8 protein-coding genes are annotated in these 12,646 nt (G+C 61.3%); 7 read left to right on the top strand and 1 reads right to left on the bottom strand.

Annotated features, from left to right (window positions below; all coding sequences use genetic code 11):
* Positions 1–51 precede the first annotated feature (51 nt).
* Entirely contained in the window at positions 52–1,581 is a 1,530-nt protein-coding gene (gene glpD, locus NMB38_RS05000; RefSeq protein WP_027915358.1) for a glycerol-3-phosphate dehydrogenase, read from the top strand.
* A 28-nt stretch (positions 1,582–1,609) separates the two neighbouring features.
* Here glpD and NMB38_RS04995 read toward each other — a convergent pair whose 3' ends face one another.
* Positions 1,610–5,722, bottom strand: coding sequence for an NEL-type E3 ubiquitin ligase domain-containing protein (locus NMB38_RS04995; protein ID WP_140174676.1), 4,113 nt, complete (start codon positions 5,720–5,722; stop codon positions 1,610–1,612).
* A gap of 335 nt (positions 5,723–6,057) precedes the next feature.
* Between NMB38_RS04995 and NMB38_RS04990 the strand changes: the two genes are divergently transcribed.
* The 6 genes from NMB38_RS04990 (at position 6,058) to aauR (ending at position 12,570) form a co-directional block, all read left to right on the top strand.
* A complete protein-coding gene (locus NMB38_RS04990) occupies positions 6,058–6,975 on the top strand; it encodes a glutamate/aspartate ABC transporter substrate-binding protein (protein ID WP_027915360.1) in 918 nt (305 codons plus the stop codon).
* A gap of 142 nt (positions 6,976–7,117) precedes the next feature.
* Positions 7,118–7,864: an amino acid ABC transporter permease gene (locus tag NMB38_RS04985; protein WP_023535216.1), complete on the top strand. Its 747-nt coding sequence runs from the start codon at positions 7,118–7,120 to the stop codon at positions 7,862–7,864.
* The gene (locus NMB38_RS04980; protein WP_027915361.1) at positions 7,865–8,536 is read left to right on the top strand and encodes an amino acid ABC transporter permease; all 672 of its coding nucleotides are present in this window, start codon (positions 7,865–7,867) and stop codon (positions 8,534–8,536) included.
* Positions 8,533–9,267: an amino acid ABC transporter ATP-binding protein gene (locus NMB38_RS04975; RefSeq protein ID WP_027915362.1), complete on the top strand. Its 735-nt coding sequence runs from the start codon at positions 8,533–8,535 to the stop codon at positions 9,265–9,267. The genes NMB38_RS04980 and NMB38_RS04975 overlap by 4 nt, the downstream gene beginning before the upstream one ends.
* A 73-nt stretch (positions 9,268–9,340) precedes the next feature.
* Positions 9,341–11,245: a two-component sensor histidine kinase AauS gene (gene aauS, locus NMB38_RS04970; protein ID WP_132579069.1), complete on the top strand. Its 1,905-nt coding sequence runs from the start codon at positions 9,341–9,343 to the stop codon at positions 11,243–11,245.
* On the top strand, positions 11,242–12,570 hold the full coding sequence (gene aauR / locus NMB38_RS04965; RefSeq protein WP_027915364.1) for a two-component response regulator AauR: 1,329 nt from the start codon (positions 11,242–11,244) through the stop codon (positions 12,568–12,570). Before aauS ends, aauR begins: the two co-directional genes overlap by 4 nt.
* Positions 12,571–12,646 lie beyond the last annotated feature (76 nt).

Raw genomic sequence — 12,646 nt, 5'->3', positions numbered from 1 at the left:
ACGAACATAAATGTTCACTTTCGATACGAACTGCTCCAGGAGGCCTTCCCTGTGTCCCAGCCCGATTCGACCAGCGCTCCCGTCGCCGACTGCTATGACCTGGTGGTGATAGGCGGTGGCATCAACGGTGTGGGCATCGCCGCCGACGCAGCCGGCCGCGGCCTGAAAGTCTTCCTGTGTGAAAAGGACGACCTGGCCAGGCACACCTCGTCAGCCAGCAGCAAGCTGATTCACGGAGGTCTGCGCTACCTCGAGCATTACGAGTTTCGTCTGGTACGCGAGGCCCTGGCCGAACGCGAAGTCCTGTTGGCCAAGGCACCGCACATCGTCAAACCCATGCGCTTCGTGCTGCCCCATCGCCCCCATTTGCGCCCTGCCTGGATGATCCGTGCTGGCCTGTTCCTGTACGACCACCTGGGCAAGCGCAAGCGGCTGGGCGCCTCGCGCAGCCTGCGATTTGGCGCTGGCTCTGCGCTCAAGCCGGCCATCACCCGTGGTTTCGAATATGCCGACTGCTGGGTCGATGATGCTCGCCTGGTGGTCCTCAACGCCATGGCTGCCCGTGAACATGGCGCGCACATTCACACCCAGACGCTGTGCCTGGGCGCCAAACGTGTCGGCGCCCTCTGGGAAGTGGAAGTGCAACACGCCGACGGCAGCACCCGGACGGTGCGTGCCAAGGGCCTGGTGAACGCCGCCGGCCCATGGGTTGCGCAGTTCATCAAGAACGACCTGAAACTGGACGCCCCTTATGGGATCCGTCTGATCCAGGGGAGTCATCTGATCGTCCCTAGGCTGTATGAAGGCGAGCACGCCTACATTCTGCAGAACGAAGACCAGCGCATCGTTTTCTGCATTCCGTACCTTGATCGTTTCACACTGATCGGCACCACCGACCGTGAATACACGGGCGATCCTGCCAAGGTGGCGATCACCGATCAGGAAACCGACTACCTGCTCAACGTGGTCAACGCCCACTTCAATCATCAGCTTCAGCGCAGTGACATTTTCAGCACCTATGCAGGCGTTCGCCCTCTGTGCAATGACGAATCGGACAACCCATCGGCCGTTACCCGCGACTACACTTTGGCACTGTCGGCCGCCCACGGTGAAGCCCCCCTGCTCTCGGTCTTCGGTGGCAAGCTCACCACTTACCGCAAGCTGGCCGAATCGGCCATGGCCGAACTCAAGCCGTTCTTCAGCCAGATGGGCGGTAGTTGGACAGCCGAATCAACCCTGCCGGGCGGTGAGGACATGACCACGCCGCAGGCACTTGAAGAAGCCTTGCTTGCTCGGCATACCTGGCTTGCCCCGGCCATTGCCCAGCGCTGGGCACGCACCTATGGCAGCCGCGTCTGGACGCTTCTGGCAGGCGTTGAAGGCCCGCAGGACCTGGGTCAGGCCATCGGTGCAGGGCTGTTTGCCCGCGAGGTGGATTACCTGCGCGAGCATGAGTGGGCTACCAGCCTAGAAGATATCCTGTGGCGTCGTACCAAGCTTGGGCTGTTCACCACCGAAGCCGAACAGAACACCCTTAGCCAGTACCTGGAAAAGGCAACGCAGCGCAGTCACGCTGCCTGACCCAGATGTGCCGCCTGTCAGCACATGCTCACAGGCGGCTGTAGGCCTCGACGGCCAGCTCGTGGTAAAGCGCCTGCTCGTGCGCATCGAGCTCAGCCTTCAAGGCAGCAGCCTGTTGAAGATAGACCTGCTCCCCGTGTTCGCCGACGGTGCGCTCGGCGGTTTCGAGCCGTTGGTGAAACGGTGCAGCCAGCGCCTCGAAACGTTCGCGGTAATGACTGCGTACAAACGACTGCCAGAACTCGCGTTGCGCCAGTGCCGCGGCCAGTACGTCCAAACTCTCGCCCGCCAGTACCCGCTCTCCGGCCAGCCTGATCTGCCGACTGCTGACATCGCTGAATTCCGGGTAATTCATGTAACTTGGTTGAGCCGGTAACCCCAAGCGGTTCGCCAGATTGACCCGGTAAGCCAGGTACACCTCGATGTCATCCACCCTCGCATAGGGATCGCGCCGCATACGCTCGATATGCCGAGCGGCGATACTGTCCACCTGGTCCAGACGATACAGCGAACGCCCAAGGCGCAGGAGTTCGCGCTCAGTCTGCCCGGCACTCGCCCCAGCCGTATGAACGGCAATAAGCGTTCTCACCTCAAGTTGACTGAGCAGTAGCAACAAACGGTCTTCGCAGGTCTGCGGGCCTTGGGTCTGCAGGTAGACCGATTCGCGGACATCCGTACTTTCAGCACACAATTCGAGAATGCGCCATATGCGTGCGCGGTAGTATGGCGGGCGTTCATGGAAATCGTCAGATTCGGCAAAGTCGGCAAGGAACCGGAAGAGATCGGCAGAGCCCTCATCGTCAAGCAAGGCGTTCCAGATGCCTTCATATCGATGGCGAATGTCTGGCTTGGCCGGTCCAATCCAGCTGTCTCGCAGCTCGTCGTCAATGGACACCTGGGCATGGGTGCGCGGCGCGAGCGAGCCCTCGTTTGCAGTGGCGAGTGCTTGCTGACTGGCTTCGTCCAACGGATTGTCGTGCAGGGACATTTGCTGGATGTGTTCTCCGAGCATCTGCAGATGCTCGTTGACCTCACGAATCTGGTTTTCCCGGATGTCCATCAGGCCGCGCCACAGTAATTGATGGCGCTGCGGGATGTTCAACAGGCCTGTGTTGCGCAGTGAAATCGTACGCAGATGACGTAGGGGAGACAGGTTCGGTATTCTGCCGATCGGATTACCGCTCAAGCTAATGTACTCAAGGTGGGTCAGTCTGGTCAGTGCCGTGTCACTGTCAGGTCGAAGTACGATTCGATTGTCATCGAACCGCAATACCCGCAACTGCTCCAGGTCACTGAGGCCGGTCGGCAGCTGCGTCAACTGGTTGCCGCGCAGATCGAGCACCTGCAGGTGCGGGAAGCGCTTGAGAAAGTTGTCGCTGACGTTGATAAGCGCCAAGTTGCGCAGGCTCAATTGCCGCACGTGATTGAAATCGATGTCGTCAGGCAGGTCAGGTAGCGTGCCCACCTGCTCGCCCTGTATACGCAGCACATACTCATCGTTCCCGGACCCAACTGTCTTGCGTCGCCAAGCGCGGCGGATCTGGGTGGCAACCCTGCGTCGGCGGCGCCCATCGATGAAACCATTGCGTTGGCTCTCCCAGGAGGCGAGGGACTCACGCAAACGTGCCAGTCGCCCTTCGAGATCGCTCAAGTGGTCCCATAAATTCACGTCGCGCTCGGTCAATTGCTCCAGGTAGGCGTCCATCTGGCTCTCGGTCAGCGTCGGGTAGATGCGGTGTATGCCCCGGCGTAGTGCTTGCCGGCTGCTCTCCCCTCGCCCGCTGAGGGGGTAACCAATACGACCATCCTGGAGTCGGCGAGGCGGGTTGAATCGGCCACCCAGAGCCACCATGCCCAGTGACTGGGCCGTTTTGCCCCGATCGACAGCCGCCCTGTGCAGCAGGTTTTCCGCCAATTCGACAGCCGTAACCGATGAACCGCCGAAGGCGGTTTTCTGGGTTTCATCCAGGGTCTGCAGCAAACACGCCAGCAGTCCTTGATCCACGGCCTGAATCGAACGTGCCTGCAACTGATATCCTCCGCTGGTCTGCACGATCACCTCGGTGCGCTGTGCGTCAACTGGGCCGTGGGAGGCCACGAGCTTGCCCTGGGCCTCACCCAGGCGCACCTCGATACGCATCGACACAGGCCATGGCGATGTTTCATCGATCAGCGCCAGCGCCAGGCGCAGTGTGTCCAGGTTGGTGGCCTGCTCATGCTCGAAGCCCAACAGCGCGCGATCGATGCGGCTTTCACGCACTGCCCAACGCGCCCGCTCAGCAAGCGGCAGGGGGACCTTGCCGCTCATCAGCGTTTCAAGTTGTTCTGTGGTCGCGCATTCCACGATTTCTTGCGCAAGTGGCACTGACAGGCCGGTGAAGTCGCGAGTGAGCGTATCCACGCCAACGCCTGGCTCGCCCACTGAATGCGTCAGCGCTTGCTCGACCAACAGCTCTGATGTCGGCCCCTGCCCATACAGCAGGTGCCGTGCCTGCGCTTCTCTGAACCGCGCTGGCGCCGGTTCCTCGTGTACCCGCAGGCTGCGCAAGTGTTCGGGCGTCAGGCCGGTGATATGCACCAGCGCGTCGGCGTCCACGTCCGACACTTGCTCAAGATCGGCGCCAAAGCTGCGTATCAATTCCCCCGGATGCTCCAGGTAGTGGGCCGACGCCGGCATCTTTTTTAGCCGCAATCCCCTGTTGCCGGCCATGACCGGCGTGAGGCCGTCGACCAAACCGATGCGCTCGAGCGCGCCGCCGAACAATGGCTGCGCAGCACCCAGCAGCGCGCCCGTGGCCACGACCTGGGCCACATTGAACACATGCGCCAGCGCTTGCTGCCTGTCGCCTATCTGCCAAGTCTCGTAACCGTCATAGACTTCGCGCACGACGTCCACCGCAGCCGCAACAAATAAAACTTCGCCCAGGCCGGGGACGAACAGCGCGGCCAGGGTAAGCGCATCCAGCCCTGCCCCTTTCAAGGCGTCGATGCGCTCGTGCCGCTCAAGTTGAGTCAGGTCGCCTGTGGGAACGGCAAGTACCCGGGCATCATCGATCATTGCATCGAGCAAGCGCTTGCGCAGGCAGGCAAAGACAGAGCCTTCTATTGCGAAATGCCGACCATCGAGGGCGAGCGGTGTAGGACCAGTCGAGGATTTGTTCAACTGCGCCAGCTGGGCCAGAAACGCAGGCCGCTCGCGCTGAGCAATCAAGCCGGCAAAGTACTGTGTATATCGACGCTCACGCAGCCGCATGCCGAGGTGTTCGTACAATCCAGTCCAGTTCGCATGCCGCCCGATGGGCTCGGCCGGGTCATTGGAAAACCAGCTTATCAGGCCGTGCACGGGCCCATTTGCCGCCGCGCGAAGCTCAATGACCAGGCAACGCTGAACGCGCTTACCCAAGACGAATAGCTCGAACGCCTGGAACATTTGAGCCACGGCCGGTACCGTCGGCTTGCGGGCTATCAGCGGCAGAAGTGTGAGGTAGTCTTGATCGGTCAGCTGCCCTTTGAGCCTGGCCATCCTGACTGCAACATCAAGCGCCGCGCGTAGGCGCTCCTCGAAAATCTGTTCCACTGCACGCTGCCCAAAATCGGCGGGTGCCGGGGGACGCGCCTTGGGGAACAGGCACGTATGCAGCTGCTGCTGGTACCGCCCGCCCAGATCCAGCTGCCGGCAGAGGCGAGCAAACGCTTCGAAGGAAAGCGGCAGTACAGTGCCGTCTGCCTTCTGCAATTGAGCGCGCCGGTGCAGGCCGGGATGGGTCTCGCTTTCATGAAAGTTGTGTAACGCGGCCATCAACAGCGATTCATTGCTGTAAATCACCTTCATGGGTGTGTGCAGCCGAGGGGCGGCACTGGGCATCGCAAGCCTGTCGTGCACCACCACCCGAGCGGTATCCACATTCACCTCGCCCAAGCCCATGGCTCGCAGCGCCTCCTGAAGCAATGGGCGGGCAAAGGTCTGCAGCCCAGGCAACGTTTTCAGACGCACCTTGACCGCCTCGCAGGACAACTGTTCAAGCTCGAGCGCACGATGGAACGTGCTGAGCAGGTCTGGATCGGCGCTGGTCAGCCAAGCCGGCAACACGCTCGCCACGAGCGCATCAACGGAAACGTGAGGTAGTGCGTTATCTGCCACGGATCTTCCTCTGGTCTGGGAAATGCCGCAGCAGAACATCGAGCTGTCATGGACAGGTGTTACATATACATATGGCTAGGTGCACAATGGTGAGCACTCATTCGGATAACCGAACATAAAAATGACGGTAATTCGAATTTCCGACCCTGCTGAAAAACTCGAATTAGTCGAACAAGGCTAACGCCCTTGCTTTCAGCGGGGCTAACATGCTTCACGGACCTTGGCACGACTTCTGCTCATATCCATTCAACCGGATGCAACCGCTGCCGTATCCGTTGAACGAAAGAGTCCGCCAACGGCTCCATAAAAAAAACAAACACGTCGAGGAAAATTTGATGCGTATCGTTCGTCAATTGCTGGGCGCCGCCATCGCGGCTGCTGTGATCGCTTCGCCGGCCATGGCCGAAGAACTCACCGGCACCCTGAAGAAGATCAAGGATTCAGGCACCATCACCCTGGGCCACCGCGACTCCTCCATCCCGTTTTCCTACCTGGCCGGCAAGCCAGAGCCCGTCGGCTACTCCCACGATATCCAGCTGGCCGTCGTCGAGGCCCTGAAGAAGCAACTGGGTACCGACATCAAGGTCCGCTACAACCTGGTCACTTCCCAGACCCGCATCCCGCTCGTACAGAACGGCACCGTCGACCTGGAGTGCGGCTCCACCACCAACAACGTCGAGCGCCAGCAGCAAGTCAGCTTTTCGGTGGGTATCTTCGAGGTTGGCACCCGTCTGCTGACCAAGGTCAAGGACGGCCAGCCGGCCTACAAGGACTTCGCAGATCTGGCTGGCAAGAACGTGGTGACCACCGCGGGCACCACCTCCGAACGCCTCCTCAAGGCCATGAACGCCGACAAGCAGATGAAGATGAACGTGATCTCCGCCAAGGACCACGGTGAAGCCTTCAACATGCTCGAGAGCGGTCGCGCTGTGGCCTTCATGATGGACGACGCGCTGCTCGCTGGCGAAATGGCCAAGGCTCGCAAGCCGTCGGACTGGGTCATCACCGGTACGCCGCAATCCTACGAAATCTACGGTTGCATGGTGCGCAAGGGTGATGAGCCCTTCAAGAAGGCCGTGGATGACGCGATCATTGGCTACTTCAAGTCCGGTGAAGTCAACAAGAGCTACGACAAGTGGTTCCAGCAGCCAATCCCGCCTAAAGGCCTGAACCTGCAGTTCCCAATGAGCGACGAGCTCAAGAAGCTGATCGCCGAGCCGACCGACAAGGCGGCGGACGAGAAGAAATCCTGACCCCCAGCCTGGAGCCTGCCGCGCTGCAAGGCGCGAATTAAACGGGCAGGCTCCCCGTTAGTGTCTAACCTTTCATCCGAGGGCAGTTTGCCCTCGGATGCTGGAAGGTGCCTGTGAAACAATCGTCTGAGGGGAAATCCCGATGAATTACAACTGGGACTGGGGCGTATTCTTCAAGTCCACTGGCGTGGGCAGCGAAACCTATCTGGACTGGTACATCACCGGCCTGGGGTGGACCATCGCCATCGCCATTTCCGCCTGGATCATCGCCTTGCTGCTGGGGTCGATCCTGGGCGTGATGCGAACCGTGCCTAACCGGCTCGTTTCCGGTATCGCAACCGCATACGTCGAGCTGTTCCGCAACGTGCCTTTGCTGGTGCAGCTGTTCATCTGGTACTTCCTGGTGCCGGACCTGCTGCCAGAGGGGCTGCAGGAATGGTTCAAGCAGGACTTGAACCCGACCACGTCGGCCTTGATCAGTGTGGTCGTGTGCCTGGGCCTGTTCACCGCCGCGCGCGTGTGCGAACAGGTTCGCACCGGCATCCAGGCCCTGCCGCGTGGCCAGGAAGCCGCCGCGCGAGCGATGGGTTTCAGCCTGCCGCAGATCTACACCAACGTGCTGCTGCCACAGGCCTACCGCATCATCATTCCGCCACTTACCTCCGAATTCCTGAACGTGTTCAAGAACTCCTCGGTGGCTTCGTTGATCGGCCTGATGGAGCTGCTGGCGCAAACCAAGCAGACTGCCGAGTTCTCGGCGAACCTGTTCGAAGCGTTCACCTTGGCCACGTTGATCTATTTCACCCTCAACATGGGCCTGATGCTGCTCATGCGTATCGTCGAGAAGAAAGTGGCCGTACCTGGCCTGATCTCTGTGGGGGGCAAGTAAATGGACCTGGATTTCAGCGAAATCATCCCCGCCCTGCCCGCCCTCTGGGATGGCATGGCCATGACCCTGCAATTGATGGTGATGGGCGTCATCGGCGGCATCGTGCTGGGCACCCTGCTGGCGCTGATGCGCCTGTCGTCGAATAAACTGCTGTCCAGGCTGGCCGGCGCCTACGTCAACTATTTTCGTTCGATCCCGCTGCTGCTGGTGATCACCTGGTTCTACCTGGCGGTGCCGTTCGTGCTGCGCTGGATCACTGGGCAGGATACGCCGGTGGGGGCCTTCACCTCCTGCGTGGTCGCCTTCATGATGTTCGAGGCGGCCTACTTCTGCGAAATCGTGCGTGCCGGTGTGCAGTCGATCTCCAAAGGCCAGATGGGCGCAGCCCAGGCGTTGGGCATGACCTATGGCCAGACCATGCGCCTGATCATCCTGCCCCAGGCCTTCCGCAAGATGACGCCGTTGCTGCTGCAGCAGAGCATCATCCTGTTCCAGGACACGTCCTTGGTCTACACGGTAGGCCTGGTCGACTTCCTCAACTCGGCACGCTCCAACGGCGACATCATCGGGCGCTCCCACGAGTTCCTGATCTTCGCCGGCATCGTGTATTTCATCATCAGCTTCTCCGCTTCGTGGCTGGTCAAGCGCCTGCAAAAAAGGATCACCGTATGATTTCCATCAAGAACGTCAACAAGTGGTACGGGGACTTCCAGGTGCTGACCGACTGCAGCACCGAGGTCAAGAAAGGTGAAGTGGTGGTGGTATGCGGTCCCTCGGGGTCGGGCAAGTCCACCCTGATCAAGTGCGTGAACGCGCTGGAGCCTTTCCAGAAGGGCGACATCGTGGTCGACGGCACTTCGATCGCCGACGCCAAGACCAACCTGCCCAAGCTGCGCTCGCGCGTGGGCATGGTCTTCCAGCATTTCGAGCTGTTCCCGCACCTGACCATCACCGAAAACCTGACCATTGCCCAGCGCAAGGTGCTGGGCCGCAGTGAGGCCGAAGCCACCAAGAAGGGCCTGGCCTTGCTCGACCGCGTCGGCTTGAGTGCCCACGCCAAGAAGCATCCCGGGCAGTTGTCCGGCGGTCAGCAGCAACGGGTCGCCATCGCGCGCGCATTGTCCATGGACCCGATCGTCATGCTGTTCGACGAGCCTACTTCGGCCCTGGACCCGGAGATGGTCAACGAAGTGCTGGACGTGATGGTCGAGCTTGCCCACGAAGGCATGACCATGATGTGCGTGACCCACGAAATGGGCTTTGCTCGCAAAGTGGCCAACCGCGTGATCTTCATGGACAAGGGCAACATCATCGAGGATTGCCAGAAGGAAGACTTCTTCGGCAACCCCGAAGGCCGTCACGAACGCACCCAGCACTTCCTGAGCAAGATCCTTCAGCACTGATCCTGCCTCATCGAGCCGCTCGGCCCCGCCGCCCTTGCGGGCAGCGGGCGCTGGTCGTGACGAGGTCACTGTGATGAAATGCGACCCCTCGCTCCTGTTACCTGCCAAGCCTGCCGTGAAAGCCCGCCTTGTTCGCCAACTGCTGTTACCACCGCTGATCATCCTGCTGATGATCGGGCTGGGCATGGCCGGGTTCCTGATCAGCGAGAGCAACGGCATACGGGTGCTCAGTGAAAATGGCGAACGCCAGTTGGAATTGCATGCACGCACGGTCGAAAGCGAGATCAGCAAGTACACCTACCTTCCCAGCCTGCTGGAACTCGAAGACAGTGTGTCGCACCTGCTGACCGACCCTGATGGAGGTTCACGGCAAACCGTCAACGAATACCTCGAAGGCCTCAACCGGCGCAGCCGCAGCCGCGCGATCTTCGTGCTCGACACCCAGGGGCGGGTGCAGGCCACCAGCAACTGGCGCGATACCGACTCCTTCCTGGGTGAAGACCTGTCGTTTCGCGCGTATTTCCAGACCGCCGTGCGTGGCGAACCGGGGCGTTTCTACGGCATCGGCAGCACCACGGGCGAAGCCGGTTACTACCTGGCCCATGGGCTCGAGGAGCATGGCAAGATCATCGGCGTGGCCGTGATCAAGGTGCGCCTCGATACCTTGGAGGAACGTTGGCAGCGCGCCCGCCTGGAAGCGTTCGTCAGCGACGAGAACGGGATCATCATTCTTTCCAGCGATCCGGCTCGACGCCTCAAATCAGTCCGTCCGCTGACCCCGCAAACCAAGGAGCGCCTGGCGCGCAGCCTGCAATACTACTGGTGGCCGCTCAACGAGCTGCAACCGCTGGGGCGCGAGACCCTGGCCGACGGGGTGGAAAAGCTGACCTTCCCGGCCAACAGCGAAACGGCCCAGGGCAACCCGCATGAGGTGGCCTACCTGGCCCAGACACGTCGCCTGGTCGATACGCCTTGGCACTTCACGCTGCTGACGCCGCTTCAGGACCTGCGCCGCGAGTCCATGGTGCAAGGTATTCTGGTTGGCGTGGCGTTTGCCTTGCTGACCATTCTGGGCATCGCCTGGAACGAGCGACGCAAAGTCATCGCCACCCGCCTGGCAGCCCGCGAGGCGCTGGAGCAAGCCAATAGCCAGCTTGAGCGTCGCATCGCCGAGCGTACGGCCGACCTGCGGGCCAGCAATGAGCGGCTCAAGGGGCAGATACGCGAGCGCCGTCATGCCGAGCAGACCCTGCGCCAGGCCCAAGACGAACTGGTGCAGGCTGGCAAACTGGCGGCCATCGGGCAGATGTCCACCAGTATTGCCCATGAGCTCAATCAACCCTTGGCGGCGCTGCGTACCTTGTCGGGCAATACCGTTCGGTTCATCGAACGCGGCGCTCTGGATACCGCCAGTACCAACCTGCGCACCATCAATGGCCTGGTCGACCGCATGGGCCGCATCACCGCCAGCCTGCGTTCATTCGCCCGACGCAGCGACGACAGCGGCCAGGCCGCAGTGGCCAAGGCGGTCGAAGCCAGCCTGCAGGTGCTGGCAGAACGCATCAATAGCAGCCACCTACAGGTACACCGCGATTACGAAGACCTGCAGTTGGCCATCGACCAGACCCGCCTGGAGCAGATTCTGGTCAATCTCATCGGCAACGCCCTGGATGCCATGGCTGTCCAGCCCCAGCCGGCCTTGTGGCTCGAAGGCGAACTGCAAGGTGACAAATACCGCTTGCAGGTGCGCGACAACGGCCATGGTATCGATCCGGAGGCACGCAAGCATCTTTTCGAACCGTTCTTCACCACCAAGCCGGGCGACGATGGCCTTGGCCTGGGCCTGACCCTCTCGGCCAGCCTTGCTGCGGCCGCCAAGGGCAGCCTCAGTGTCGAGCATCCTGCCAGCGGCGGCACAGCCTTCGTGCTGATCCTGCCCTTGGCATCCACCCCCACCGAATCGGCAGACTTTCCATGACCCAAGCGCCCCTTACCGTTCTGATCGTCGAAGACGACCCCCATGTCCTTCTTGGCTGCCAGCAGGCACTGGCGCTGGAGGACATCGGTTGCGAAGGCGTGGGCAGTGCCGAACAGGCGCTCGAACGCATTGGCGATGATTTTGCCGGCATCGTGGTCAGTGACATTCGCCTTCCGGGTATCGATGGCCTAGAGCTGCTCAACCGTCTCAAGGCACGCGATCGCAGCCTGCCAGTCGTCCTGATCACCGGGCACGGCGATATCGACATGGCCGTCGGCGCCATGCGCAACGGCGCGTATGACTTCATGGAAAAGCCCTTCTCGCCCGAGCGGCTGGTCGATGTGGTGCGCCGTGCGCTCGAGCAGCGCGGTCTGTCCCGCGAAGTGTCGGCGCTGCGCCGCCAGCTTGCCGGGCAAAGCAGCCTGGAAGGGCGCATCATCGGGCGCTCGCCCGCCATGCAGCACCTGCGCGAACTGATCGCCAACGTGGCGGACACTTCTGCCAATGTGCTGATCGAGGGTGAAACAGGCACCGGTAAGGAACTGGTGGCCCGCTGCCTGCACGACTTCAGCCGTCGCCAGGGCCAGCCCTTCGTGGCACTGAACTGCGGTGGCCTGCCAGAGAACCTGTTCGAGAGCGAGATATTCGGCCACGAAGCCAACGCCTTCACCGGTGCTGGCAAACGCCGCATCGGCAAGATCGAGCACGCCAACGGCGGCACGCTGTTCCTCGATGAAGTGGAAAGCATGCCGATCAACCTCCAGATCAAACTGTTGCGGGTGTTACAGGAGCGTACCCTGGAACGGCTCGGCTCGAACCAGAGCATTCCAGTGGATTGCCGGCTCATTGCGGCGACCAAGGCCGACCTCGACAGCCTGGGTCAGAGCGGGCAGTTCCGCAGCGACCTGTATTACCGTCTGAACGTGGTGACCCTCGAACTGCCACCGCTACGCGAACGCCGCGAAGACATCCTGCAGCTGTTCGAACACTTCCTTCAACAATCGGCCCTGCGGTTCGACCGAGAGACGCCCACTCTGGACAGCCAGACCCTGTCACGGCTGATGGCCCACGACTGGCCGGGCAACGTTCGCGAATTGCGTAACGTGGCCGAGCGCTATGCGCTGGGTCTGCCCGCCTTCAAGAAAGGCCCTACGGGCACCAGCAGCCAAGGGCTGGGCTTTGCCGAAGCTGTGGAGGCCTTCGAGCGCAACCTGCTCAGTGACGCCTTGCAGCGCACCGGCGGCAACTTGAGCCAGGCGAGCCAGGAGTTGGGCATGGCGAAGACCACGTTGTTCGACAAGGTCAAGAAATACGGGCTTGGTTGAGTTACCCAGGCGCTGCACCGTCTCAGTCGATAGGCAAGGCACGGTCGACAGCGGCGGCAACATGAGGGAAACTCAA

The organism is Pseudomonas sp. FBCC-B35 (assembly GCF_059133755.1).
This window is presented reverse-complemented; position numbering and strand designations above follow the sequence as displayed.

Excerpts from the sequence above, each read along its gene's own strand:
- aauR (WP_027915364.1), top strand. The coding sequence starts at position 11,242 with ATGACCCAAGCGCCCCTTACCGTTCTGATCGTCGAAGACGACCCCCAT.
- NMB38_RS04975 (WP_027915362.1), top strand. The coding sequence starts at position 8,533 with ATGATTTCCATCAAGAACGTCAACAAGTGGTACGGGGACTTCCAGGTG.
- NMB38_RS04985 (WP_023535216.1), top strand. The coding sequence starts at position 7,118 with ATGAATTACAACTGGGACTGGGGCGTATTCTTCAAGTCCACTGGCGTG.
- aauS (WP_132579069.1), top strand. The coding sequence starts at position 9,341 with ATGAAATGCGACCCCTCGCTCCTGTTACCTGCCAAGCCTGCCGTGAAA.
- NMB38_RS04980 (WP_027915361.1), top strand. The coding sequence starts at position 7,865 with ATGGACCTGGATTTCAGCGAAATCATCCCCGCCCTGCCCGCCCTCTGG.
- NMB38_RS04990 (WP_027915360.1), top strand. The coding sequence starts at position 6,058 with ATGCGTATCGTTCGTCAATTGCTGGGCGCCGCCATCGCGGCTGCTGTG.